The sequence below is a fragment of the Nitrospirillum viridazoti CBAmc genome (genome assembly GCF_000730165.1).
Lineage (GTDB): Bacteria > Pseudomonadota > Alphaproteobacteria > Azospirillales > Azospirillaceae > Nitrospirillum > Nitrospirillum viridazoti.
This window is the reverse complement of the sequence record NZ_CP022110.1, coordinates 680778-704738: the sequence shown is the minus strand read 5'-3', so window position 1 is coordinate 704738 and position 23961 is coordinate 680778. Positions and strand designations below refer to the sequence as shown.

The 23961-nt window shown below is 68.3% G+C and carries 22 protein-coding genes; 11 read left to right on the top strand and 11 right to left on the bottom strand.

The genetic code is table 11. The features are described from left to right. Positions 1–87 precede the first annotated feature (87 nt). Entirely contained in the window at positions 88–1089 is a 1002-nt protein-coding gene (locus tag Y958_RS03290; protein WP_186291243.1) for an alpha/beta fold hydrolase, read from the top strand. Here Y958_RS03290 and Y958_RS03285 read toward each other — a convergent pair whose 3' ends face one another. After that, positions 1090–4284 carry a transglycosylase domain-containing protein gene (locus tag Y958_RS03285; protein WP_244909352.1) on the bottom strand — a complete coding sequence of 1065 codons (3195 nt, stop codon included), beginning with the start codon at positions 4282–4284 and terminating at the stop codon, positions 1090–1092. A gap of 200 nt (positions 4285–4484) precedes the next feature. Then, positions 4485–5858, bottom strand: coding sequence for a histidine--tRNA ligase (gene hisS, locus Y958_RS03280; RefSeq protein ID WP_088870893.1), 1374 nt, complete (start codon positions 5856–5858; stop codon positions 4485–4487). Positions 5859–6020: 162 nt separating this feature from the next. On the opposite strand from hisS, the gene pyrC reads away from it, so the two are divergent. Together pyrC and Y958_RS03270 are read left to right on the top strand one after the other, a co-directional pair. Next, positions 6021–7082 carry a dihydroorotase gene (gene pyrC / locus Y958_RS03275; RefSeq protein ID WP_088870892.1) on the top strand — a complete coding sequence of 354 codons (1062 nt, stop codon included), beginning with the start codon at positions 6021–6023 and terminating at the stop codon, positions 7080–7082. Positions 7083–7120: 38 nt separating this feature from the next. Continuing rightward, positions 7121–7795: an orotate phosphoribosyltransferase gene (locus Y958_RS03270; RefSeq protein WP_004274107.1), complete on the top strand. Its 675-nt coding sequence runs from the start codon at positions 7121–7123 to the stop codon at positions 7793–7795. A 61-nt stretch (positions 7796–7856) separates the two neighbouring features. On the opposite strand, the gene Y958_RS03265 is transcribed toward Y958_RS03270, so the two are convergent. Next, complete coding sequence (locus tag Y958_RS03265) at positions 7857–8708, bottom strand: helix-turn-helix domain-containing protein (protein ID WP_088870891.1); 852 nt, start codon at positions 8706–8708, stop codon at positions 7857–7859. Between the two features lie 142 nt (positions 8709–8850). On the opposite strand from Y958_RS03265, the gene Y958_RS03260 reads away from it, so the two are divergent. Continuing rightward, positions 8851–9834, top strand: coding sequence for an alpha/beta fold hydrolase (locus tag Y958_RS03260; RefSeq protein ID WP_088870890.1), 984 nt, complete (start codon positions 8851–8853; stop codon positions 9832–9834). Between the two features lie 78 nt (positions 9835–9912). Here Y958_RS03260 and Y958_RS03255 read toward each other — a convergent pair whose 3' ends face one another. After that, entirely contained in the window at positions 9913–11427 is a 1515-nt protein-coding gene (locus Y958_RS03255; protein WP_244909351.1) for a methyl-accepting chemotaxis protein, read from the bottom strand. Between the two features lie 782 nt (positions 11428–12209). Here Y958_RS03255 and Y958_RS03250 point away from each other — a divergent pair. After that, positions 12210–12521, top strand: a complete 312-nt coding sequence (locus Y958_RS03250) for a hypothetical protein (protein WP_040849401.1) — start codon at positions 12210–12212, stop codon at positions 12519–12521. Positions 12522–12628: 107 nt separating this feature from the next. Here Y958_RS03250 and Y958_RS03245 read toward each other — a convergent pair whose 3' ends face one another. Together Y958_RS03245 and Y958_RS03240 are read right to left on the bottom strand one after the other, a co-directional pair. Next, positions 12629–14026 carry a serine hydrolase domain-containing protein gene (locus Y958_RS03245; protein ID WP_186291242.1) on the bottom strand — a complete coding sequence of 466 codons (1398 nt, stop codon included), beginning with the start codon at positions 14024–14026 and terminating at the stop codon, positions 12629–12631. 222 nt (positions 14027–14248) lie between these two features. Beyond that, positions 14249–14671, bottom strand: coding sequence for an RT0821/Lpp0805 family surface protein (locus tag Y958_RS03240; protein ID WP_050898079.1), 423 nt, complete (start codon positions 14669–14671; stop codon positions 14249–14251). A gap of 264 nt (positions 14672–14935) precedes the next feature. Here Y958_RS03240 and Y958_RS03235 point away from each other — a divergent pair, with 264 nt between their 5' ends. The 3 genes from Y958_RS03235 to Y958_RS03225 are packed head-to-tail and all read left to right on the top strand — an operon-like array spanning position 14936 to position 17617. Further along, a complete protein-coding gene (locus Y958_RS03235; RefSeq protein ID WP_088870886.1) occupies positions 14936–15448 on the top strand; it encodes a MarR family winged helix-turn-helix transcriptional regulator in 513 nt (170 codons plus the stop codon). A 53-nt stretch (positions 15449–15501) separates the two neighbouring features. Beyond that, positions 15502–16203 (top strand): response regulator, encoded by a 702-nt coding sequence (locus tag Y958_RS03230; protein ID WP_088870885.1) that lies wholly within the window; start codon positions 15502–15504, stop codon positions 16201–16203. 31 nt (positions 16204–16234) lie between these two features. After that, a complete protein-coding gene (locus Y958_RS03225) occupies positions 16235–17617 on the top strand; it encodes an ATP-binding protein (RefSeq protein ID WP_088870884.1) in 1383 nt (460 codons plus the stop codon). Positions 17618–17698: 81 nt separating this feature from the next. Here the strand turns inward: Y958_RS03225 and Y958_RS03220 are convergent, their stop codons facing one another. The 5 genes from Y958_RS03220 to Y958_RS03200 form a co-directional block, all read right to left on the bottom strand. After that, a complete protein-coding gene (locus tag Y958_RS03220; RefSeq protein ID WP_004272223.1) occupies positions 17699–18181 on the bottom strand; it encodes a phasin family protein in 483 nt (160 codons plus the stop codon). A gap of 189 nt (positions 18182–18370) precedes the next feature. Then, positions 18371–18865, bottom strand: coding sequence for a YbaK/EbsC family protein (locus tag Y958_RS03215; protein WP_088870883.1), 495 nt, complete (start codon positions 18863–18865; stop codon positions 18371–18373). A gap of 6 nt (positions 18866–18871) precedes the next feature. Next, positions 18872–19681 (bottom strand): pyrroline-5-carboxylate reductase, encoded by an 810-nt coding sequence (proC, locus tag Y958_RS03210; protein ID WP_088870882.1) that lies wholly within the window; start codon positions 19679–19681, stop codon positions 18872–18874. A gap of 52 nt (positions 19682–19733) precedes the next feature. Further along, positions 19734–20237 (bottom strand): type III secretion system chaperone family protein, encoded by a 504-nt coding sequence (locus tag Y958_RS03205; RefSeq protein ID WP_088870881.1) that lies wholly within the window; start codon positions 20235–20237, stop codon positions 19734–19736. Positions 20238–20507: 270 nt separating this feature from the next. Continuing rightward, on the bottom strand, positions 20508–20813 hold the full coding sequence (locus Y958_RS03200) for an accessory factor UbiK family protein (RefSeq protein WP_088870880.1): 306 nt from the start codon (positions 20811–20813) through the stop codon (positions 20508–20510). A gap of 358 nt (positions 20814–21171) precedes the next feature. On the opposite strand from Y958_RS03200, the gene lgt reads away from it, so the two are divergent. Genes lgt through pgeF form a run of 3 tightly spaced genes read left to right on the top strand, consistent with a single transcriptional unit; the run spans position 21172 to position 23915 of the window. Next, positions 21172–21975 (top strand): prolipoprotein diacylglyceryl transferase, encoded by an 804-nt coding sequence (lgt, locus tag Y958_RS03195; protein ID WP_186291241.1) that lies wholly within the window; start codon positions 21172–21174, stop codon positions 21973–21975. Further along, positions 21975–23111, top strand: coding sequence for a class I SAM-dependent methyltransferase (locus Y958_RS03190; RefSeq protein ID WP_088870879.1), 1137 nt, complete (start codon positions 21975–21977; stop codon positions 23109–23111). Before lgt ends, Y958_RS03190 begins: the two co-directional genes overlap by 1 nt. 3 nt (positions 23112–23114) lie before the next feature. Next, entirely contained in the window at positions 23115–23915 is an 801-nt protein-coding gene (gene pgeF / locus Y958_RS03185) for a peptidoglycan editing factor PgeF (protein ID WP_145727754.1), read from the top strand. Positions 23916–23961 lie beyond the last annotated feature (46 nt).

Here is a 23961-nt window from a genome sequence, read left to right as displayed (position 1 = left end):
GGATCGGCGACTTGATCGCCGCCCCGAATCGCGCCGACAATGGGGACAATAGCGCCGAGAACTATGCGGGCCGGAACCGTCGCTGTCATGGACAACGCAGTCGAAACAACCCCTGGCGAAACATCCCCCGGCGCCGCGCCGGCGGGATGGACTTACCCGTCGGCCGGCGCCGGATGGGCCTACCTGTATCTGGACCGCCCGGACGGCGCGCGGCTGCGGCTGGGCTGCTGGCAGAGCGCGGGGGAGGAGGGCCGCCGCGGCACCTGCCTGCTGGTCAACGGCCGCAGCGAATTTCTGGAAAAATATGCGGAGCAGGCGGCAGAGTGGGCCGTCAGGGGCTGGCGCGTCGTGTCCTTCGACTGGCGCGGCCAAGGCCTGTCCACCCGGCCCCTGCCCAACCGCCAGCTGGGGCACATCGACGACTTCTCGACCTACCTGGAGGATCTGGAGGCCATCATGGCCGCCCTGTGCCCACCCACCGGGCCGGTCGTCGCCTTCGCCCATAGCATGGGCGGCCACCTGATGCTGCGTCATGTGCTGGACTGCGACACGGCGATGGAGGTGCCGCGGCTGAAGGCCCTGATCCTGTCGGCCGCCATGGTGCGGATCAACACCGCCCCGCTGCCCGGCCGCGCCGCCGCCCTGATCGCCAACCTGGCTTGCCGCCAAGGCAAGGCGGAAACCTACGCCCCCGGCCAGCGCGATTTCGACCCCGACGCGCAACGGTTCGAGGGCAACCCCCTGACCAGCGATCCGCGCCGCTTCAAGGTGGCGTTGGACGCCTGCCGCCAGCAGCAGGACCTTTGCCTGGGCGGCGTCACCTATGGCTGGCTGGCAGCCGCCTACCGCTCCACCGATTATCTCGCCCACGCCACGATGTCGGGCCTGGACCTGCCCATCCAGATCCTGGCAGCTGGCGCCGACCGGATCGTCAGTTCCCCGGCCTTGCGCGCCCTGGCCCGTCGCCTGCCCGACGCCCGCTTCCATCAGTATCCGGGCGCCAGGCATGAGCTGATGATGGAGAACGACACCATCCGCCGCGCGGTGTGGGAGGATATCGACCACTTCCTGGAGGAAACGGGGCTGTAGTTACCCCTGGTCCGGCGGCATCAGCATCAGGGGCTGCAGCGCCGGGGCCAAAACGCGCAGCAGCTGGGCCGGCAGGGCGCTGGTGAAGTGGTAGTTGGCGGCCTGCGCTCCATGGACATGGGCGGTGATGACACCGAAGAAGCGGTCGCCGGCGTAGAAGACGAACGTGGCGGTGCGGTTCACCACCCGTGATTCCAGCAGCACCCCGCCGGGCCCGAAACGGTCGAAGCGCTGATCGCCCGTGCCGGTCTTCCCGCCCAGGGGCAGCGGGTTGCCGTCGGCGTCGTGGAAGGCGCCCTTGGCGCGCTGGGCCGTGCCGTTCTGCACCACGTCCAGCAGGTGGGCCTTCACCACCTCCACCAGGTCATGGGACAGCACGCGCTCCCCCTTCATCTGGTCGTCCAGGCCCACCACCGTCTCATAGGGTGTTCCGGCGGCGAAATGCAGGCGGGTGACGCGGGCGGTGGGCAGGCGGATGCCGTCATTGACGATGATGCCCATCAGGTCGGCCAGCGCCCCCGGCCGGTCGCCTGAACTGCCGATGGAGGTGGCGTAGGACGGCACCAGCGCCTCGAACGGATAACCCAGGCGTTTCCAGTCGGCATGGATGCGGGCGAAGGCCTCCTCCTCCAGCACGATGCCGATGCGCGTGTCCTGCGCGTGCTTGTAACGGGTGGAGAACAGCCACTGATAGCTTTCCTGGCGCGAGGTGCTGCTCTCCTTCAGCATCTGACGCTTGGGCGCCTTGGGGCTGTCCTGAAGATAGGCCACCAGCCACAGCTCCAGCGGATGGACGCCGGCCATGTAGCCGCGATCGTTCAGGCTCCACTTCTCGGGGTCCACTTTTTCGAACAGGGCGGCCACGGTGGCCGGCTTCAGCGGCTGCGGCTTGGCGGCAGGATGCGCCCCTGGCCGGTTGTCATTCTCCACCGCGCCATGGGCGGCCAGGAAGCGGGCCAGATCCTCCGGCGTCGAGTTCGGCCGGACGGAGCGGTAGATGACGGCCAGCCGCTCCTCCCGCGTGCCGGCCTTGGCCGCCAGCTTCTCCAGCGCCTTGTCGGGGCTGAGTCCGCCGTACTCGTCCCAGAAATGGTTCAGGAAGGTGCTGCCTTCCCGGTCCGCGAACTGGGCCAGATAGGTCTGGCGGGCCGGGTGGTGCGGGTCGTCCAGGACGTCGTCCTTCCGCGCCGGCCCCTCGGCGATGTAGTGGTTCACCACGTCGCGCATCAGGCGGATGAACACCAGGTTGACCGAGCGGCGCAGCGCCTCCGACACCGTCAGGATACGGTGGTCGTCCGACTTTTCGAAATTGTTGAAGCTGTGCAGGCCGCCGCCGGTGAAAAAGCGCTCGCCCGTGCCGGCGGAATAGGTGCGCTCCATGGCCGCGTTCAGCATGGCCGGCAGGCCCTGGTCGCCCGTCTGTGCCAGCGTGTCGGTCACCCAGCGCGTCAGGTTGTCGTCCGCCGCGGCCGAGATGTCGCGAAGGGAGGCAGCGTCGCGCTGGTGATAGTCGCGGTACAGCTTCTCGACGATTTCCAGGTAGGAGATCAGCGTGCGCAGCTTGGCGGTGGACCCCAGGTCCAACCGCGCGCCCTCGTTCAGGTCCAGCGGCTGGTCCAGGGTGTCGACCTGCACCCGTACCAGGTTGGCGTGCGGCGCGCGCTCATACAAGGTAACGGAATAGACCACCTTGGCCGGGTCGGCGCCGGTCAGCAGCCGGTCACCGGTCAGGCCCAGCTCGGCCGTCGCCGCCGGATCCGCCAGGCGTTTCAGCACCCCGGTCACCCGCTCCTGCGCCGCCTGGTCCAGCGTCGTCTCGGTGGTCAGGTCCAGCCGGTCCAGCTGGTACAGCGTATGGGCCCCCAGCATGGTGGTCAGGCGGTTGCGGATGGCGTTGACCGCCTTCTGCTCCACATACGACACGTCGGGCGGGTCCGGCGCCTCATCCCGGAAGCGCAGCTTGAAGTTCTGGGCCGCGTCAGCCAGCGCCGGCGGGATGACGCCCGCCTTCTCCAGCACGCGCAGATGCTCATTGCACAGGGCGTCCAGCGCCGTGCGGTTGGTGGTGAGGTAGAAGGAGGGCCGCCGCTGGGCCAGCAGCAGGCTCAGCACCTGTTTGTAGACCACCGCCTGGGTCGCCAGATCCTCTTCAGTTTGGGGCGTCGCCCGCAGGATCTGGTTGGCGGCGGCGAAGTCGGTGCCGTACCAGGCCCACAGGCCGTCGCCCAGGCCGTTGATCTCGCCGATGCCGGGCCGCGCGGACAAGGGCGTGGAGTTCAGGTAGTCCACCAGGATCCGGTAGCGGGTCTGTGTGGTGTCGGCGCCGTCCATATAGGCGCGCATGCTGGCCGACGCCATCTGGCGCAGCTTCTCCACCCCGTCCGCCGTCTGCCCGCCGGCGGAATGGCGGTACTTCTCCGTCTGGGTCGCCAGGGTGCTGCCGCCGATGCGCTGCGCGCCGGGGTTGATGACCTGCAACGGGATCTGCAGCAGGGCCAAGCCGAAGCGGTCCCAATCCACCGCCGGGTTGCGGTAGGGATGGGCCGGGTCCAGCAGCTGGCGATTCTCGATGAACAGCAGGGTGTTGGCCACCACGGGCGGGACGGAGGCGTAGCTGGTGAACACCCGCTCCGGATAGCTGGCGCCATAAAGCAGCGTGCCGCCCCGGTCCAGCACCTGCAGCCCGGCCGAGGTTTTCTCCGCATAGGGCGGATAGAAGCTGAGGTCCAGGTAGTCCAGCAGCGTAGGCGACATGCGCGCCTGGGCGGTGACGCGATAGGGTCCGGCCGTCAGCCGTTCCAGGAAGCTCGGCATCTGGGTGTAGCCCAGCCGCTCGTCATACGGCCCCGCCGTGGGATAGCGCACTGCCGTGGTGGAGCCGGGGTAAACGGAATAGCGCAGGTCGCGCCCGACCCGGGCCAGCAGCGCGGATTCAAAGCCCGACGTCTCCGTCTCCAGCCAGGCGGCCCCGCCGATGCAGCCCAGGACAGCCAGGCTGGTGGTCCAGCCCAGGACGCGCACCCACAGTGGCGTGCCCCGCCGACGGACCTTCGGCGGCTTGGGCGCAGCGTCGGCTGTCCCAGCGCCCGGCGCCAGGCGGGAGACGGGGGGACGCAAGGCGGCCAAGGTGTCGCCCCGCCCGCTAACACCCGTTAAGGGAGCCCCGCCCAAGCTGTTGTCGGTGCTGGTCGTCATCACCCGCGTACGCGGTACCCCCCTCAGCGCAGACCCGTCACAGGCCACCGGGCAGAGGTTCACCCCCCGTCTCAACTAAGCGGCCTATCCTGCACGCGATCAAGCGATATCAGGGTCAGCCCCCTGTTGGGGGTAGGTTTTGCCGCCGGTGTGGCCAAACACGGCCCCTTAACGCAAGGTCCGTGCCGGTTCTGGTGATCTCAGCGGGTCCGGCCGAACGCCGTCAGCAGATGGCCGGCCAGGTCGGCGCGGGCCACGGCGGCCTGCTCGCCGCTGGCCAGGCGCTTCACCGTCACGGTGCCGGCGGCGGCCTCGTCCGGGCCCATCATCAGCACCACGGGGATGCCGGCGCGGTCGGCATATTTCATCTGCTTGGCGATTTTTGCCGGTTCCAGATGCACCTCGACGTTCAGGCCAGCGGCACGCAGCTCACCCGCCAGGGCCAGGTAGTCGGGCAGCAGCTCAGGCGCGAACTGGGTGACCAGCACGTCGATGGTGCTGGTCTGATCCTTCACCAGGCCGGCCTGGTCCAGCACGTAGAACAAGCGGGTGGCGCCGATGGAGATGCCCACGCCCGGCAGCTTGCTCTTGGTGTACTGGCTGGCCAGGTTGTCATAGCGCCCGCCGGAGCAGACGCTGCCCATCTGCGGGAAATCGGTCAGGAAGGTCTCATACACCGTGCCGGTGTAGTAATCGAGGCCGCGGGTGATGGAGAAATTGACCCGGAAGTGCGTATCCGGCACGCCCAGGGCGCGCAGCCCCGCCACCACCTGGGTCAGCTCGCCCAGGCCTTCCTGGGCCAGGGCGCTGGCGCTGCCCAGATCCTTGGCCTTGGCCAGCATCTCATCCGTGGTGCCATCGATGCCGACGAAGGCCAGGATGGCGTCGGCCGTCTCGGCCGACAGCGCCTGTTCACCCGTCAGGGTGGCGCGCACGGCGTCCACGCCCACCTTGGGCAGCTTGTCGATCTCGCGCAGCACGGCGGCTTGGGCCTCGCCCTCGGTCAGGCCCAGCCCTTCCAGGAAGCCGCGCAGGATCTTGCGGTTGGACAGGTTGATCTGGAAGGGGCCGACGTCGATGCCCACCGCCGCCAGATCGCGGAACACGGTGTAGATGACGGCCGGCATCTCCGCGTCATAGACGACGGACAGGCTGTCCTTGCCGATGACGTCGATGTCGCACTGGTAGAATTCGCGGTAGCGTCCCTTCTGCGCCCGCTCCCCGCGATAGACGCGCTGGATCTGGTAACGGCGGAAGGGGAAGCTCAGGTCATGTTCATGCTCCGCCACATAGCGGGCGGTGGGCACGGTCAGGTCGAAGCGCAGGGCGATATCGGGCCGCTTGGCCTGTTCCAGGGCGCCGGTGGACTGCACGAAATAGATCTGCTTTTCCGTCTCGCCGCCCGACTTGGTCAGCAGCACGTCCACGGTCTCGAACACCGGGGTTTCGATCTGCAGGAAGCCGAAACGCTCATAGCCCCGCCGGATGGTGTCCAGCATGCGCTGGAAGGCGATCTGCTTGGACGGCAGCAGTTCCATCGTGCCGGGCGGCGTGCGGGGGGCGATCAGGGCCATGGGATCGAACTCGGAATCTAAGAGACGGACAAGACGGGCTTCATACCCGATTTGCCCGGTGGCGCGCCACAGGCATGGGCAACCCCAAACCCACGGGGGTTGAGCCCGCGCGCCTGAGCGCGTACCACTGGCGCCCGGACATCATAAGCCGGACCCTGCCCCATGAGCGCGACCCTCGCCGCCCGCCTGACCCTGCGACGCCCCGACGACTGGCACCTGCACGTCCGCACCGGCGCCATGCTGCGCGCGGTGCTGCCGCATTCCGCCCGCCAGATGGGCCGGGCCATCATCATGCCCAACCTGGTGCCGCCGGTGACCGACCGCGCCGCCGCCCGGCGCTACAAGGCGGAAATCGTGGAGGCCTTGGGTCCGGATGCCCGCTTCCAGCCGCTCATGACCGCCTACCTGACGGACGGCAGCAGCGCCGATGAGATCGCCGCCGGCTATGAGGAAGGCCTGTTCCGGGCGGTGAAGCTGTACCCCGCCCACGCCACCACCAACTCCGCCCACGGTGTCACCGACCTCGCCAACGTCGCCGGCGTGCTGGCGCGCATGCAGGACATTGGCATGCCCCTGCTGGTCCATGGCGAGGTAACCGACCCCGCCATCGACATCTTCGACCGCGAGGCCGTGTTCATCGAGCGCGTGCTGCTGCCGCTGATGGATCGCTACCCGGCCCTGAAAATCGTGCTGGAACACGCCACGACGGAAGAAGCGGTAGCCGTGGTGGAGGCGCACGGGGGCAGCGGGCGCCTCGCCTGCACCATCACCGCCCACCACCTGATGATCAACCGGTCGTCCATCTTCGCGGGCGGCATTCGGCCCCACCTCTACTGTCTCCCCATCGCCAAGCGGGAAAAGCACCGGCTGGCCCTGCGCCGCGCCGCCACCAGCGGCCAGCCCTGGTTCTTCCTGGGCACCGACAGCGCGCCGCACCCCACCAGCGCCAAGGAGTCGGGCTGCGGCTGCGCCGGCATCTACACGGCGGCCAGCGCCATCGAACTCTACGCCCAGGTCTTCGACGAGGAAGGCAAGCTGGACGCGCTGGAGGCCTTCGCCAGCCTGAACGGCCCGCGCTTCCATGGCCTGGCCCCAAATGAGGACACCATCACCCTGGTGCGCGACGGCTATACCGTTCCCGACCTGGTGGACGCCGGCGGCAGCAACGCTGTCCTGCCCTTCCGCGCCGGCGAACGGCTGGACTGGCGCCTGCTGCAGGACTAATACCTCCACCAATTTATCTTCAGCGCCCGAGGTCCCCCATGATCGACGCCCAGACCGCCGCCAGCCTGACCGCCCGCATCCTGCTGGACATCAAGGCGATCCACTTCAACGCCACCCAGCCCTTCATCCTGACCTCGGGCAAGGCCAGCCCGGTCTATATCGACTGCCGCAAGGTCATCAGCTTCCCGCGCGCCCGCTCGGCCATCATCGATTACGCCGTGCAGACGGTGATGCGCGACGCCGGGTTCGAGGCGTTCGACGGTGTCGCCGGCGGTGAGACGGCCGGCATCTCCTACGCCGCCTGGATGGCCGACCGCATGGGCCTGCCTATGCAGTACGTGCGCAAGAAGCCCAAGGGCTTCGGCCGCAACGCCCAGATCGAGGGCCAATTCGCCGAGGGCGACCGCATCCTGCTGGTGGAGGATCTGACCACCGACGGCGGCAGCAAGGTGGGCTTCGTCAACGCCCTGCGTCAGGCGGGTGCGGTGTGCGAGCACGCCTTCGTCGTCTTCCACTACGGCATCTTCCCCAAGAGCGTGGAGACGATGCGCGAGATCGGCGTCACCCTGCATGCCCTGACTACCTGGTGGGACGTGCTGAAGGTGGCCCGCGACCACAACTATTTCGATGTCGGAACGATGATGGAAGTGGAGAAGTTCCTGCATGCCCCGGCCGAATGGTCGGCCGCCAACGGCGGCAAGGTGGAAGGATAAGTCCTTCCGCAGCGCCACCGGATACGCGGCAGCGGCAGGGGCATACCCTGCCGCTGTTTGTTTATGCAGACGAGTCCGCCGCCAGCGCCTTGCATCGTTCCGCCGTGCGCTCATCAGCCGGGAACATGCACTCGATGCGCAGTTCCTCCACCGTCACGTCGCGGGCGGAGCCGAAGGTGGTGATGGTGGAGAAGAAGCGCAGGGGGTGGCCCTCGCCGTCCAAGGCGCCACCGGCGAAAACCGTGGTGCACAGCGGCAGGGGGTAGGCGTCGGGATCGCGCGACCGCCAGCGGGCGGGCACGCCGGGATAGGCCAGCACATCGTCCAGCAAGGTGCGCAGCCCCTGGTCCAGCGGCGTGGCCGCAAGTTCGTTGTGCAGGTGACAGATCAGGTCGCCGGCCAGGCTTTCCCAGTTGCCCATGACGGGGCGCATGTCCTCCGGATCGAACACCTGGCGCAGGATGTTGTTGTGCCGGGGCATGCCACCACGCGCGAGGTTGACGATGCGGGCGGTGGCGCGGTTGATGCGCACCACGTCCCAGCGGCGGTTCATCACCAGGGCCGGGTAGGGTTCCTGCTGGCCGATGATGAAGTCGATGGCCTGGCGTACCGGTGCCATGGCCGGGGTGGCCAGCGTCGCCTCGCTGTAGCGCGGGGCATAGCCGGCGGCCACCAGCAGGGCGTTACGCTCGCGCAGGGGCATGTCCAGCGTATCGGCCAGGCGGGCCAGCAGCTCACGGCTGGGCTGGGCCTTGCCGGTTTCCACACAGCTGAGGTGCCGGGTGGAGACGCCGGCCTCCAGCGCCAGATCCATCTGGCTCATGCGCCGCGCCGCCCGCCATTCGCGCAGCAGCAGGCCCAGCGGCGTCGGCTGGGAGGGAATGGCGGTCACGGTCGCGGCGGCATGGGTCATGGTGGGGGAATGATACGGCGGCCACGGGCAAAAGCCATGACCTCGGAGGTCAAGAAACCATGACCTGGCGGGTTATCGACCGCGAATAAGGCCTGGGCGTATCCCTGGGGCATCCGAACAACTTTCCCTTGGGGAATGAAAGATGCTGACCGCACCGTTCGCCCGCCGTCATTTCCTGCAAAGCCTGGCCGGCGCCGCCCTGGCCCTGGGAACCTCCGGTGCCGGCGCGGCCGCCCTGTCCGGCACCGGGCCGCTGGACGCCGCCGCCTACCGCTCTTTACGCCGCTACGCCGGCACGCCCTTCGGCCATGTCGCCTATATGGACCAGGGCAACGGCCCCGACGCCCTGTTCCTACACGGCTTCCCCCTGAACAGCTTCCAATGGCGCAGCGCCATCGACCGGCTGTCGGCCCACCGCCGCTGCCTGGCACCGGATTTCCTGGGCCTGGGCTACAGCCGCGTGCCGGATGGCCAAGCGGTGACGCCCCTGGTCCAGGTGCGCATGCTGGCCGCCTTCCTGGATGGCGTGGGCGCCAACACGGTGGACATCGTGGCCAACGACAGCGGCGGGGCGGTGGCCCAGCTGTTCGTCACCCAATACCCCAAGCGGGTGCGCAGCCTGCTGCTGACCAACTGCGATACCGAGCCCGACAGCCCGCCCCCCGCCCTGCAGCCGGTGCTGGAGATGGCGCGGGCCGGCACCTTCGCCGACCGCTGGCTGGCGCGCTGGGTGGCGGACAAGGATTTGGCACGTAGCCCGACAGGCTTGGGCGGTCAGACCTTCAGCGACCCCACCCGCCCCACGGATGAGGCCATCGACTATTACCTGGGCCCGCTGGTCAGCAGCCCCCGGCGCAAGGATCTGGTGCACGCCTATACCCTGGGCCTGGATCCCAACCCACTGGCCGGCATCGAGAAGGAATTGCGCCGGGTGGCCGTGCCGACCCGCATCATCTGGGGCATGGCCGACACCATCTTCGACCCCGCCGGCGGCGATTACCTGGCCAGTGTCCTGCCCAATTGCCAAGGCGTGCGCCATCTGCCCCAGGCCAAGCTGTTCTTCCCAGAGGAATATCCGGACGTGATCGCGGAGGAGGCCAGGAAACTGTGGGGCGTCACCGCCTAACCCACCCGTGCCTAGGCAAACAAAACCCCCGCAGGATCGCTCCTGCGGGGGTTTTACTTTTACTCAAGGCGGCGCTGGTTAGGCGGCGCGGACCTGCTGCAGGAAGCGGTCCACCTGGCCGGCCAGGGTGTCGGACTGCTGGGCCAGGCCGGTGGCGGCACCCAGAACCTGGGTGGCCGACTTGCCGGTGTCCTCGGCGGCGTGCTGCAGCGAGCCGATGTTGCGCGACACTTCCATGGTGCCCATGGAGGCCTGCTGGACATTGCGGGCGATTTCCTTGGTCGCCGCGTCCTGCTCTTCCACGGCGCCCGCGACCATGTCGGAGATGTCGTTGATCTCGGCGATGGTCCGGGAAATCGTGATGATGGCGTCGACCGCGTCGCGGGTGGCGTCCTGCATGGTGGAGATCTGGGCGGAGATTTCTTCCGTCGCCTTGGCCGTCTGGTTGGCCAGGCTCTTCACCTCGCTGGCCACCACAGCGAAGCCCTTGCCCGCCTCACCGGCGCGCGCCGCCTCGATGGTGGCGTTCAGCGCCAGCAGGTTGGTCTGGCTGGCGATGTCGGAGATCAGCTTCACCACGTCGCCGATGCTCTGGGCGCGCGAGGCCAGCGACTGCACGGTCTCGTTCGTCTTCTCGGCGGTGGAGGCGGCGGCCTTGGCGATGCGGGCCGAGGTGTTGACCTGGTTGGAAATCTCGGCCAGCGAACCGGCCAGCTCCTCGGTGGCGCTGGCGACCGACTGCACGTTGGCCGAGGCCTGCTGCGTGGCGGCGGCGACGGCGCCGGCCTGGCTGCGGCTCTCGTCGGCCGAACCGGACAGAGTCTGGGCACTGGACTGCATGCGGGTGGCGGCCTCGGACACCTGGGCCACGACGCCCTTCACGGTGCTCTCGAACTCGTCGGCCAGGCGGTTCATGGTGCGGCGCTTCTCTTCCGCCGACTCCCGCTCCGCCTGCTCCTGCACCTTCTTCAGGCGCTCCACTTCCAGGGCGTTGTCCTTGAACACCTGGACGGAGGCGGCCATGGCGCCGATCTCGTCGCCACGCTCCGTGCCGGTGATGTCCACGGTCAGGTCGCCGCTGGCCAGGCGGCCCATGGCGGTCTGCAAGGTGGTCAGCGGACGGCTGACCAGGAAGTGCAGCAGCACGGCCAGGCCGCCGACCAGGATGGCGAGCACGATGAGGGCGGTCAGCAGCGAGCCCTTGACGGTGGAGGAGATGGCCTCGTTCAGGCCCTGGCGGCTCCACGCCACGATCAGGGTGCCGACCTGGTCATGGTTGGCGCCGGCCTTCACCGGCGACATGACGATCAGGTGGTCGCCGCGATCGAAGGCCTTGGTCTCGGTGACCTTCTTGGGCAGGTCCTTGTCCTTGTCGATGGCGTAGGTCGGCAGGGTCTTGCTGTCGAAGCTGTCCAGGGATTCGCCATCGCCGTCGTTCACGCGCACGCCCGCCAGGCTGCCGCCCGCGCGGGTGCTGAGGTCGGCATAGGCGTCGGCGATCGAATCCTGCTGCTTGAAGCGGACGGCGGCGCTCATCTGCTGCGCCAGCATTTCCGTTTCCTGGCGCTCAGACGCCACAGACTGGGCCAGCATGGCCTTATGCATCTGATTGGCGCTCAGCCAAATGACAGCACCCAGGCCGATAATCGTGGGAATGGCGACCGCAGGGGCGATCTTGCGCCCAATGGTAAACCAGCTTTTCGAATTTTCCGGCTTCTTCACCAGGCCACTGACACGCCCCAAAAACCCATCTGCCTCATACGACATTATTTACTACCCCTGCTTTGTTCATTGCCCCGCGCCGCTGTCGTCGCCAAGACCGACAGCCACCCTATCAAACCCGGTGCGCGCCCCCGAACCCTCGCCCACAGTGCGATCGCGGCTCGGCCTAGGCCCTGGGCTAATACCTAGACATGCTTTCGCAGACCTGTAAACTGACTTATAACCTCAACTACAGTTAACGCCGCCAAGGACCACGACGACTGAAATTTATCTTTCGCAATGCGGAAAGGATTTCAGCCTGGATCCATTGGCGCCAGACTCTGGTTAAAACCCCGGAATCCAAGGCGCTAACAGGGTGAGATAAACGAAACGGGGGGAAAGGGGCCAAGCCCCGCTGTTCTTCTTAGCATTTTAAGTAATAAAAATTCAGCGCCGGTGACAAAAACCGTCACTGCTCCGTCACATCGGATCTCGGCCGGCAGCGTTCCGGCCGACTGGATGATGGCTGATCGAGACGCTGATCGTGAACAGGGCGTGGGCCCGCAACGTACGGGCCCCGGGCGTGAAGACAAATGTAGGTAACAGTCCGTAAAGCTTTGACGGATAGTCTTTTTTAGACCGTGTACTTACTGGACTCTGGGAGGTTGGTGCAGATGAAGAAGCGGGTGGCAGCCATCGTCCTGATGGCTGGTTTGGGGGTTGCGGGCGTGGCGCGGGCAGAGTGCACGTTGGGTACGCCCCCCGCCGTGCCGGACGGCAGCAAGGCGGCGGAAGCGGATATGCAGGCGGCATCCGCAGCCGTGAAGAAGTTCATGGCGGAGACCCAGGACTATATGAGTTGCGTCGAGTTTGAAGGCAAAAACGGCAACGGCAACTGGCAGAAGAAGTACAACGATGCTGTCGACCAGATGCAGAAGCTCGCGAGCGATTTCAACAAGCAGTTGAAAGCCTTCAAATCCAAATAAAGGTTAATACCAGCCGCTCCGCCGTGCCCCTCCCGGGGCCGGCGGACAGACGGTATGGATCCCACCCGGAAGCACCACTTTCAGTGGCGGCTAATGGTTAAGGCGCCTCACGGCCGGTGCGGCGATTTGTCCGCCGGCGGCGATCCCCCGTTCGGCTGGCCCCCGTTCGGCTGGCCCCCGTTCGGCTGGCCGGAAGCGCCACCCGGCACGGCGGGGGCAGTCGGCAAGGCCGGCTGGGCATCCTTTCCGTGGGATGGGGCGGCGTCCAGCGGCACCGTCACCACCGTCGGCGGCTTGCGCGGCGTGACGATGGGCGGCATGGCCAACCCTTGCGGCTGGACGGCGATGGAGGAATACGGCGTGCGCTTGGGCTCCGGCGGGCGTTCCAGGTGGCGCGTCACCAAGTTCACCAGGGTGGCGTCATCCCAGGGCTCAACCGCGCGGCCCAGGCGCAGGATCACCAGGTCGGCCGCCTTCGACACATAAAGCCGCTGGCCACCGGCGCCCGCCATGAAGACGGTGTCAGGCTCGGCGAAGGCTTCGGCCGCCTTGACGGGGCCGCCCTTTTCCCGCGGCCAGGCGATGCGCACCCGCATGCCCTCGTTGCGGGCGAACAGCGTGGGACGCTGCATCTCCTCCACCCAGGGCATGGGCAGGACCGGGCGGTTTTCCACCTGACCGCCATCCTTCAACAGCAGGCCCAGGCGCAGCCAGTCGCGCGCCGTCGCCCTGACGCAGCAGCCTACGAGGGTGGCGCGGCCGCTGTCATCCAACAGCATCTCCGCCGGGCGGGCGCCGATCGGGGCCCACAGCCCCTGCGACAAATAGGCGCCCAGCGGCTGCCTGGTCGCCTTTTCCAGCACCAGGGCCAGCACCTGCAACTCACCGTCCGCCGGCTTGTAACGGGTGCCGGGTTCCGCCTCCAGCGCCAGGCCCTTCAGCCAGGCGCCCGCATCGGTCGCCGCCGGGCCACCCGGGGTGCCAGTATCGGGCGGAAAGCCGAGGCCGCTGCTGCCCACCAGCAGGTCGCGCACGGTGATACGGCCCCGCGGATCGTCCTTCCAGTCCGGGAAGATCTGGCCCAGCGCCTGATCCGCGGAGGTAAGGAAACCGTCCTGGATAGCCTTGCCGGTCAGGAAGGTCAGCAGGCCCGCCTGCAGCCCGGCGCCGTCCATCAGATCGGCCGGGCGGGTGCCGGGACCGTAGTCCTCCACCTGCAGGGCACCGCGATACCAGACCAGCAGGGCCGTGGTGCCGGTGCTGGACTCGAAGATGTGCAGGGCCTTCAGGCCCTCATCCGAAATCTGGCGGTCATCGGGCGAGGCCACCGTCAGGATGGGGCCGTCGCCGCCCGCCACCTCCACCGTCACCGGACCGCGGGGGGCCGGCGGCTCGCTTGTCACCGGCGGCGGCGGGGGCGGCGCTTCCGCGCGCTTGCCCCAATGGGCCAGCAGCAGGCCGCCGCCGATAGCCACCGCCGCCACCGGCGCCAGCAGCAGGGCCACCCGAAGGTAGCCGCTCCGGGGCTCACCAGGCCTGGAGGAGCCGGACCTGGAGGGGCCGGGCTTGGGCGGGGTGGCTCCCGATTTCGGTGATTGGGACATCAGTACGTAACGCTCCCCGAAGGCGGATGGGTCCGCCCGGGCGCCGGCCCGGCACGAACTCCAGCATAAGCCTTGGCCGTGACTGTGGCACGGCCAAGGCAGCGAGAGTCGGCGGGGGCCGCCTTACTTGCGTTCGCGGACCGGGTAGTCGACGCCGTCGACCACTTCCCAGCTGCCGTCGGGCTGGCGGCAGATGAAACCGGTCTGGTGGCGGAACAACTGGCCCTGGAACACCACCGAGTGGAATTCGCGGCACGGGCGGTTCTTGGCGTCGAAGCCGTCGCGCAGCATCTTCACGGTGCCCTGGCGGCCCGTCTGCGGGTTCGTCCAGGTCACGGTTTCCTGGATGGGCTTGCCCGTGGCCTCCTTCAGCGCCGTCTGCAGCGCGGTCAGATCGCTGGCATCCAGCGTGATATCCGTGGGCGGCGGCTTGGGCGCCTCGACGGGCGGCGGCTCGGCCGGCGCCGCGGGCTTCTCCTCGGGCTTGGCGGCGCAACCCGCCAGTGCCAGCAGCATCAGTCCTGCGACCGACAGCTTCATCTTCATCCCTTTGGCTCCTGCATCCCCTGGTAAACGCCCCCCAATATCGACGGCGCCCCGATTGAGCGCCCCTTTTGCCAAAGGTGACGCCCACCGCGCAATCCCCGCCGAAGCCCCACCCCCGAAAGCCAGAGCCCGGAAGGCGGTATCCCCCCGAAGGGCCGAGCCAGGCGGGGTGCGACGGATCGTCCGTGAAACCGCTCCCCTTCACCGGCGCAACTGGCATAATGCCGCCCGTTATTTCGTGCCAGTACCGAAAGCCTGCATCGCATGACCGACATGAAAACCGGCGTAAACCCCCTGTTCCTGCGGGAGGAGGAGCTACGGCAGGCGATGGAGATGCTGTTCTACGCCTACCGCGACTTCACCGCCGAACCCGACACCATGCTGGAGAAGATCGGCCTGGGCCGGGCGCACCACCGCGTCATCTACTTCGTGGGCCGCCATCCCCACATCACGGTGACCGACCTGCTGGGCATCCTGCGCATCACCAAGCAGAGCCTGTCGCGCGTCCTGCAGGATCTGGTGCGTGAGGAATACATCGTGCAGCGCCAGGGCACCCGCGACCGGCGCCAGCGCCTGCTGGACCTGACGCCCAAGGGCCAGGAACTGGAACGCCAGCTGTCGGAGCCCCAGCGCCAGCTGATCGCGCGCGCCTACCGCCGGGCGGGGGCGGAAGCGGTGGAGGGCTTCCGCAAGGTCATGGTCGGCATCATGGACGACAGCGATCGGGACACGTTCGCCCAGGCGCGGCCCGCCGCGGCGGCGCTGGCGAAGCGCTGAGCCCGCGTTATGCTATGCTGCCGCCCCGCGACCGTTAGGGAGAGCATTCGGCCATGACGATGACGCAGCAGGCCCTGCCCGAAGAGCAGCCCCACATCCTGGTGGTGGACGACGACGATCGCCTGCGCGAGGCCCTGCGGCGCTATCTGTCGCAGAACGGCTTCATCGTCTCGGCCGCGGCGGACGCGGCGGCGGCCCGGCGCATGCTGGCCTCCCTGAACTTCGACCTCATGGTGCTGGACGTGCGCATGCCCGGCGAGTCGGGGCTGGAGCTGACCCGCAGCTTGCGCGCCGATGGCGGCCTGCCCATCCTGCTGCTGACGGCCAACGGACAGCCGGACGACCGCATCGCCGGGCTGGAGGCCGGGGCCGACGACTACCTGCCCAAGCCCTTCGAGCCGCGCGAACTGGTCCTGCGCATCACCTCCATCCTGCGCCGCCTGCCCAAGCCGGCGACGGCCGCGGCGGAGGTGCGCCTGGGCCGTTGGGTGTTCGATGCCGAGCGGGAGGAACTGCGCTCGGGCGAGGAGACCGTGCGCCTGACCAGTGGCGAGGCCAGCCTGCTGCGCACCCTGGCAGCCCAGCCGGGGGTGGTGTTCACGCGGGAGGATCTGGGGCGCGCCGGTATCGACAGCAACGCCCGCGCCATCGACGTGCAGGTCACCCGCCTGCGCCGCAAGATCGAGATCGATCCGCGCCAGCCGCGCTATCTGCAGACCGTGCGCGGCGAAGGTTATGTGCTGCGGCCCGACTGAGGCCGCCCTTTTAGTCGCTGAAGGACGCCCCATGAGCATGACGCGTGAACAGGCGCCCCGGCGCCAGGGTCTGGGGGCGCCCCCGGTGATCAACCCTTCCGGCGTGGTGAAGCGCCTGCTGCCGCGCACGCTGTTCGGCCGGTCGCTGCTGATCATCACCACGCCGGTGATTCTGGCCCAGGCCATCGCTACCTTCTACTTCTATGACCAGCATTGGGAACGGGTGACCAACAACCAGGCCTTCGGCGTGGCGGGCGAGATCGCCATGGTCATCGAGCAGCTGGGCCGCGACCAGACGGCGGAGGACCGGGGCGTGACCCTGGACATGGTGACCCGCACCACCGACCTGATGGTGACCTTCAGCCCGGGCGAACGGCTGCCCAACTGGCACCGCCAGCACCTGTTCGGCATCCTGGAGCACACGCTGGGCCGGGCCCTGGATGAGAAGGTCGGCCGCCCCTGGACCATAGACACCCACGTCGCCCACGAATGGTATGGCATCAACGTGCAACTGCCCGATGGCGTGCTGCATGTCCTGTCGCCGGAGCGGCGGCTGTTCAGCTTCACCAGCTGGGTGTTCATCCTGTGGATGGCCGGTAGCTCGCTGCTGCTGTTCACCATCGCCATCATGTTCATGCGCAACCAGATCCGGCCCATCCGCCGCCTGGCCATCGCGGCGGAGGCCTTCGGCAAGGGCCGCGACACCCCCCTGTTCAAGCCGGAGGGCGCGTCGGAGGTGCGGCAGGCCGCCACCGCCTTCCTGCAGATGCGGGAACGCATCCAGCGCCAGATCAGCCAGCGCACGGAGATGCTGGCCGGGGTCAGCCACGATCTGCGCACCCCCCTGACCCGCATGCGCCTGCAGCTGGCCATGTTGCCCGAGGCCCAGGAGGTGGAGGAGCTGAAGGCCGACGTGGCCGAGATGGAGGGGATGATCGAGGCCTACTTGGCCTTCGCCCGGGGCGAGGGCGCCGAACCGCCCGCCCCCACCGACGTGGGCGCCCTGCTGACCGACGTGGTGGCCAACGCCCGGCGCGAGGGCCGGTCGGTGGAACTGAGCCTGCCGGACGCCACCATCATCGTGCCGCTGCGCGCCAACGACTTCCGCCGCTGCGTCGCCAACCTGGTGGGCAACGCCGTGCGCTATGCCGGCCGCGCCTGGGTGACCTTGCAGCGCCAGGGCGGCCACCTCTATGTCCTGGTTGACGACAACGGGCCCGGCATCCCGGCGGAGGTGCGGGAGGAGGTGTTCCGCCCCTTCCACCGCCTGGACAGCTCCCGCAACCAAGCCACCGGCGGTGTCGGCCTGGGCCTGGGCATCGCCCGCGACATCGCCAACCGTCATGGCGGCAACGTCCTGCTGGAAGACAGCCCCCGGGGCGGCCTGCGGGCGGTGATCAGGCTGCCTGTGTAGGCAGCTGGACAGCGGAAATGAAAACGGGCGGCACCCGAAGGTGCCGCCCGTTCATCGGTCAGCGCGAGGCTGAAACCAGGCTTAGTGCTTGGTCTGGGCCTTGGCGATGGCAGCCTTCACTTCCTCGATGCTTTCCTTCACGCGGTTGGACAGCACGTCGGCGGCTTCGCTGTTGGACTTGGCGATCAGCTCGGCCAGTTCCTTGACGTTGGCCAGGGCCTTCTCGAAAGCGGTCTTCACCAGCTCGGCCTGCTTGGCGACCTTGTCTTCCGGCGTGCCGGTGGACAGGAAGTCGGAAACCACGGAGGAGGTTTCCTCCAGGCTCTGGCGCAGGATTTCGGCCTGGCGGCGCAGGACGGCCTGGATGCCTTCCACGGCCAGCTGGTTGGCGGCCGTCACGGCCTCGATGTTCTTGCGCTGGGCGGCGACGAAGGCGTCGACGTCGATGCCCGGCACCTTGTAGTCAGCCAGCGTCTTGCTGAAGTCCACCTTGGTGAACTCAGCGAACTTGGACGGGTCGAAGAACTTCGTCATGTCGAAGTCGAGGAACGGATTGGTCGCCATAGTGTTCAGATCCCTATACGGCTTGCGCCGCTGCGGTGCGGCAATTCCGGGGGGATAATGCTTGGGGTAAGCCAGCCGGTCAATCGTTTTTGTGCACCGCACAATAAACTCTTTTGGCTAGTATAGGCCGGCCGAGCACCGCCATAGGTCGAACCGGCTAAGACACCGGTGGCACCCCGTTCCTTCCGCCTAGGCGACGTCCACCACCCGGGCGCCGGCCAGCCGGGCCAGCACGTCGGGGGCGATGGCGAACACGGCGTTCGGCGTCCCCGCCGCCGCCCAGACCGTGGGAAATGACAGCAAACGGCGGTCGAATAATGTGACAGGCGTCACCGCATGACCCAGCGGCGGAACGCCGCCGATGGGGAAGCCCGTGGTCAGCCGCACATACTCCGGATCAGCGCGCAGCAGCCGGTCGCCGCTCAGCATGTCGGCCAGGGCCTTGGCCACCAGGGCCTCGTTGATGCGGGTGGCCCCCGACGCCACCACCAGGACGGGGGCGTTTTTTTCGCGTGTGCGAAAAACAATTGACTTGGCGATTTGTGCCGCATCGCAACCAATCACCGCCGCGGCCTCCGCCGCCGTGCGGGTGGTGGCGGCGAATTCCACAACGTGGATGGGCTGGCCCAGATCGTTCAGCAGGTTCTGGATCTTCTGCGCGCTGGGGCTGAGGGGTCCGGCCATGACGCGTCAGCCCGCCAGTTCCCGCGACCGCCGGTTGGCGGCGGCGACCGCGCGGATCATCAGCGGCGCCAGGCCCTGCCCCTCGTCCATCAACACGTCCAGCGCCGCCTGGGTGGTGCCCTTGGGGCTGGTGACGTTGATGCGCAGCTGGGTGGCCGTGGTATCCGGGTTGCGGTAGAGCAGCTCGCCCGCCCCCGTCACCGTGGCCCGCGCCAGGCGCAGCGCCAAGTCCGGCGGCAGGCCCACGGCGGTGCCGGCGGCGGCCAGGGCCTCCACCAGGTGGAAGACATAGGCGGGACCGCTGCCCGACACGGCGGTCACCGCGTCGATCAGCCCCTCATCCTCCACCCACACCACCTCGCCCACGGCGCTCAGCAGCCGCTGGCACAGCTCGCGCTGGCCGGCCGAGACGGCCGGCGTGGCATAGGCGCCGGAGATGCCCCGGCCCACGGCGGCCGGTGTATTGGGCATGGCCCGCACCAGGGCGGCGCCGGCACCCAGCACCTTCTGGAAATAGGCGACGGTCTTGCCGGCGGCGATGGACAGGAAAACGGCGCCGCCGGCATACGCGGCGTAGGCCGGCAGCGCCTGGTCCATCATCTGGGGCTTCACGGCCAGCACGACAGCGGTGGGACTGAAATCCGCCGGGATGGCGGCGGGATCAGGCACCAGGACCGTCCCCTCCGGCGCGGAGGTAGTGGCGGCCACGGGGTCGACGATGACCACGCGACGGACGGTGCCGGCCGCCTGCCAGCCGGCCAGCATGGCGCCACCCATCTTGCCGAAGCCCACCAACAACAAATCCACAGCCGTCATCCCCGCACCCTATTTATGACATTCCAACGGAGGTCCCGGGGTGTGGGCTGTATCAAGCTTCGCCGAGCGTGTCCAGAATGGCGGCGGAAACGGCGTCCGCGGCACTTTTGCCGCCCCAGATGACGAACTGGAACGCGGGGTAGTAGCGCTCGCACTCCGCCACCGCGATTTCGACCAGATCTTCGATCTGTTCCACGCTGGCGGCCCGCGTGCCCCGCAGCAGCAGCGTCTGGCGGAACATGGGCGTGTGCTCTTCACTGCACACGTCGAAGTGGCCCAGCCACATCTTTCCGTTCACCTCGGCCAACAGCTCGGTGACGGCCAGTTTGCGGGCCGGCGGCACCTTCATGTCGAACTGACATGAGAACTGCATGGCGCTGACTTCGTTCTGCCAAACGAAAAACAGCCGGTAGTCGCACCACCGGCCGTTGATCTCGACGATCATCTCATCTTCGCTGGCGCGCTCGAACGGCCATTCGTTGGCCGAGACGATCTCCTCGACGATATCAAGGGGATTGTGTGTGGTGCTGCTAGTCTCGACGGCAAGTGCCGACATGATACGCCCTCCTGTCGCGCGCGATGGCAAGGGACGACCCATCCCACCCGGCGCCGGATCGGAAACGTCCGATCCGCTCAAAAACAAAATCTGGTGCTGCCGGGCGTGGGAGCTACCAGGGGTACGGTGCCAGAGGACAACCGCCCCCGCAACCGTCTTCTACCCGGCCGCTAGGCCCGTTTGGCGCCCACCCCTTGTGGGTGGGGCCGGAAGCCCGGGATCCCTTGGATTTCGGCCCGAGGCACCCCTTTCGACCAGGGGGGTGCGCGCTCAGGCCGGCTTGTCCGCCTCGGCCGCGGCCTTGGCCACAACCGACTCAAGATGGGTGACGCGGTCCAGCAGCGCCTGCTGCAGGGCCATCAGCCGGTTGATCTCATCCTCCTGCGCGCGGGCGCGGGCGGCCATTTCCTTCACGGCCTCGAACTCGTCCCGGCGCACCATGTCCAGGCCGCTGAGCACGCGTTCCAAACGCTGGCGCACATGGCCCTCGACCTCGTTCTTCAGACCGGCCACGGCGCCGACGGCGCCCCCGGCCACACGGGCCAAATCGTCCAGCACCTTGTTGTCCACCTGCATCGCCTCAATCCTCAAAGCAGTACCGCCGCTGCCCCGGTACCGATGCGGCGGGACCCGGAAAGCGAACGGCCATCAAGCCGCCATTATCGCGCCCCACGTTCGCACGTGCAACAGCACCTTCGAAGCTCCCCGGAGGAGCGTCATGGGGAGCGTCACGCAGGCTGCAGGGTCACGGATTCCCACCACCCGTTGCGACCGGGGCGCGGGGCCCCTATAAAGCCGAACAGCCGAGTCCATTTCTTTCACACGGCCGGCCATGTGGGGGCGGATGTCCGCAGGGACAAGGGTATGCCGATGTGCCCGGCGCCCACCGCATGACAGGCCGGAAGAAGACGTCCACGGGGATATCCGCAGCATCATGGCCCTCGCCTTTCCCAATATCAGCCCGACGATCGTCGAGATCGGCCCCTTCGCCCTGCGCTGGTACGCGCTGGCCTACATCGTGGGCGTCACGTTGGGCTACCGCCTGGCGCTGGGCATGGCCCGACGCATGAACGGCCGCCCCACCCCGGCGGAGTTGGATGACTTCCTGGTGTGGGCCGTCGTCGGCGTGCTGGCCGGCGGGCGCCTCGGCTTCATCCTGTTCTACAACCTGGACTTCTACCTGCAGCACCCGTTCGACATGCTGAAGGTCTGGAACGGCGGCATGTCCTTCCACGGCGGCATGACGGGCGTGGCTCTGGCCGTGCTGCTGTTCGCGCGGCGGCGCGGCTTCAATCCGTTGTCCCTGGGCGATCTGGCTGCCGTGGCCGCCCCCATCGGCCTGTTCCTGGGCCGCCTCGCCAATTTCGTGAACGGGGAGCTGTGGGGCCGCCCCACCGACGTGCCCTGGGGCATGGTCTTCCCCCATGCCGACGATCTGCCCCGCCACCCCAGCCAGCTGTATGAGGCGGGGCTGGAGGGCATCGTGCTGTTCACCGCGCTGTTCCTGCTGTCACGCGTCCCGTCGGTGCGGGACCGTACCGGCACGCTGACCGGGGCCTTCCTCATCGGCTACGCCCTGTGCCGCATCACCGCCGAGTTCTTCCGCGAGCCCGACGTGCAGGTGGGCTTCCTGCTGGGCGGCGGCGTCACCATGGGCCAGATCCTGTCGGTGCCCATGCTGCTGATCGGCGTGGCCCTGGTGGCCCTGGCCCGCCGCCGCGTGCCGGCAGCGGCCTGATGCCAGGGACGATTCCGGCCCCGGGAACCCTGGCCGGCCACCTCATCCGCCGTATCCATGATGAGGGGCCCCTGCGCCTGTCCACCTTCATGGCCGAGGCGCTGGGCCATCCCACGCTGGGCTATTACACCACCCGGGACCCGCTGGGCGCCGCCGGCGACTTCACCACCGCACCCGAGATCAGCCAGATGTTCGGGGAACTACTGGGCCTGTGGTGTGCCCAGGCGTGGCTGACCCTGGGCTCCCCCGCGCCTTTGCACCTGGTGGAACTGGGCCCCGGGCGCGGCACGCTGATGGCCGATGCGCTGCGCGCCATGGCTCGGGTTCCCGGCCTGACCCAGGCCCTGCGCGTCCACATGGTGGAAACCAGCCCGTCCTTGCGCGCCCGGCAGCGTGCCACCCTGGCGGCCCTGCCCACCGCCGTCCAGCCCCCCCACCCCATCGCCTGGGCCGGCAGCCTGGAAGCGGTGCCCGATGGGCCGATGCTGTTGCTGGCCAACGAATTCTTCGATGCCCTGCCCATCCGCCAGATGCAGAGGACAGCGCGCGGCTGGGCCGAACGCTGCGTCACCTGGCTGGAACCGGAAAGCCGCTTCGCCTGGACGCTGGACGCCGGCGGCGGCGCCGAACTGCTGGTGCCGCCCGGTCTTCGGGAGGCGCCCGAGGGCGCGGTGGTGGAGCTGTGCCCCGCCGCGCTGACTGTGGCGGGAGAGATCGGGCGCCGCCTGGCCGCCCACCCGGGCGCCGCCCTGGTGGTGGACTATGGCTATGACGCGCCGCCCCTGGGCGACACGCTGCAAGCAGTGCGCAGCCACGCCTACGCTCCCGTGCTGGACGACCCCGGCCAGTCCGACCTGACGGCTCATGTCGATTTCCGCACCCTGGCCGCAACAGCGGGGGCGGCCGGCGCCCAGTCCCACGGCATCGTCGGGCAGGGGCCCCTGCTCCAGCGTCTGGGCATCCAGCAGCGCGCCGCCACCTTGAAACGGGGTGCCATGGCCCCACAGGCCCATGCCGTCGACCTGGCGCTGGACCGCCTGACCGCCCCCGGCCAGATGGGCCGCCTGTTCAAGGCCCTGGCCCTGACCAGCCCGGGCGCGCCGCCGCCCGCCGGCTTCGAACCCAGCGAAGGCTGATCCATGACCGCCCCGACCCCCGAAGACCGCCCCTACCTGACCTTGGACGCCCTGGACCTGCCCGGGGTGCGCCATGGCTATTTCACCCGGCGGGGCGGTGTCTCCACCGGGCTCTATGCCGGGCGCAACGTCGGCTTCGGTTCCAACGACGCGGCGGCCGCGGTGGCGGAGAATCGGGCGCGCTGCGCTGCCGACCTGGGCCTGCCGGCGGACAGCCTGGTCACCGTCTATCAGGTGCACAGCCCCACGGTGGTGACGGTGGAGCGCCCCTGGGCACGGGAGGACGCGCCCCAGGCCGATGCCATGGTCTCCTGCCGGCGGGGCATCGCCCTGGGCATCCTGACAGCGGATTGCGTGCCGGTGCTGTTCGCCGACTCGACCGCCGGGGTGATCGGCGCCGCCCATGCCGGCTGGAAGGGTGCCTTCACGGGCGTGCTGGAGGCCACGGTGCGCGCCATGGCGGATCTGGGCGCCGATCCCGCCCGCATCGTCGCCGGTGTCGGCCCCCATATCGGCGCCGACTCTTATGAAGTGGGGCCGGAGTTCGAGGCCCGATTCCTGGAAGCCGATGCCGCCAACGCCCGCTTTTTCCGTGCCGGCCAACGGGCGGACCATCCCCTGTTCGACATCGGGGCCTATGTCGGCCACCGGCTGTCCGGATGCGGCTTGGCCAGGGTGGCGCATACCGGTCACGATACGGTTGAGCGAGAGGACCTGTTCTTCAGCTACCGGCGGTCCACCTTGCGGCATGAGGGAGATTATGGCCGTCATATCAGCATGATAGCCCTTGATCCAACCCCTTGACGGTACCTCTGGCGGGGGGCGAATACCCCTGTATCGGCGCATGCCC

Bases quoted from the DNA above. Each gene is read 5' to 3' on its own strand.
- Y958_RS03235 (WP_088870886.1), top strand. From the start codon at position 14,936: ATGACCGACATGAAAACCGGCGTAAACCCCCTGTTCCTGCGGGAGGAG.
- Y958_RS03255 (WP_244909351.1), bottom strand. From the start codon at position 11,427: ATGCTGGCCCAGTCTGTGGCGTCTGAGCGCCAGGAAACGGAAATGCTG.
- Y958_RS03240 (WP_050898079.1), bottom strand. From the start codon at position 14,671: ATGAAGATGAAGCTGTCGGTCGCAGGACTGATGCTGCTGGCACTGGCG.
- Y958_RS03225 (WP_088870884.1), top strand. From the start codon at position 16,235: ATGAGCATGACGCGTGAACAGGCGCCCCGGCGCCAGGGTCTGGGGGCG.
- proC (WP_088870882.1), bottom strand. From the start codon at position 19,681: ATGACGGCTGTGGATTTGTTGTTGGTGGGCTTCGGCAAGATGGGTGGC.
- Y958_RS03270 (WP_004274107.1), top strand. From the start codon at position 7,121: ATGATCGACGCCCAGACCGCCGCCAGCCTGACCGCCCGCATCCTGCTG.
- pgeF (WP_145727754.1), top strand. From the start codon at position 23,115: ATGACCGCCCCGACCCCCGAAGACCGCCCCTACCTGACCTTGGACGCC.
- Y958_RS03260 (WP_088870890.1), top strand. From the start codon at position 8,851: ATGCTGACCGCACCGTTCGCCCGCCGTCATTTCCTGCAAAGCCTGGCC.
- Y958_RS03215 (WP_088870883.1), bottom strand. From the start codon at position 18,865: ATGGCCGGACCCCTCAGCCCCAGCGCGCAGAAGATCCAGAACCTGCTG.
- Y958_RS03220 (WP_004272223.1), bottom strand. From the start codon at position 18,181: ATGGCGACCAATCCGTTCCTCGACTTCGACATGACGAAGTTCTTCGAC.
- Y958_RS03250 (WP_040849401.1), top strand. From the start codon at position 12,210: ATGAAGAAGCGGGTGGCAGCCATCGTCCTGATGGCTGGTTTGGGGGTT.
- Y958_RS03205 (WP_088870881.1), bottom strand. From the start codon at position 20,237: ATGTCGGCACTTGCCGTCGAGACTAGCAGCACCACACACAATCCCCTT.
- Y958_RS03265 (WP_088870891.1), bottom strand. From the start codon at position 8,708: ATGACCCATGCCGCCGCGACCGTGACCGCCATTCCCTCCCAGCCGACG.
- Y958_RS03230 (WP_088870885.1), top strand. From the start codon at position 15,502: ATGACGATGACGCAGCAGGCCCTGCCCGAAGAGCAGCCCCACATCCTG.
- Y958_RS03285 (WP_244909352.1), bottom strand. From the start codon at position 4,284: ATGACGACCAGCACCGACAACAGCTTGGGCGGGGCTCCCTTAACGGGT.
- Y958_RS03190 (WP_088870879.1), top strand. From the start codon at position 21,975: ATGCCAGGGACGATTCCGGCCCCGGGAACCCTGGCCGGCCACCTCATC.
- lgt (WP_186291241.1), top strand. From the start codon at position 21,172: ATGGCCCTCGCCTTTCCCAATATCAGCCCGACGATCGTCGAGATCGGC.
- Y958_RS03290 (WP_186291243.1), top strand. From the start codon at position 88: ATGGACAACGCAGTCGAAACAACCCCTGGCGAAACATCCCCCGGCGCC.
- pyrC (WP_088870892.1), top strand. From the start codon at position 6,021: ATGAGCGCGACCCTCGCCGCCCGCCTGACCCTGCGACGCCCCGACGAC.
- Y958_RS03200 (WP_088870880.1), bottom strand. From the start codon at position 20,813: ATGCAGGTGGACAACAAGGTGCTGGACGATTTGGCCCGTGTGGCCGGG.
- hisS (WP_088870893.1), bottom strand. From the start codon at position 5,858: ATGGCCCTGATCGCCCCCCGCACGCCGCCCGGCACGATGGAACTGCTG.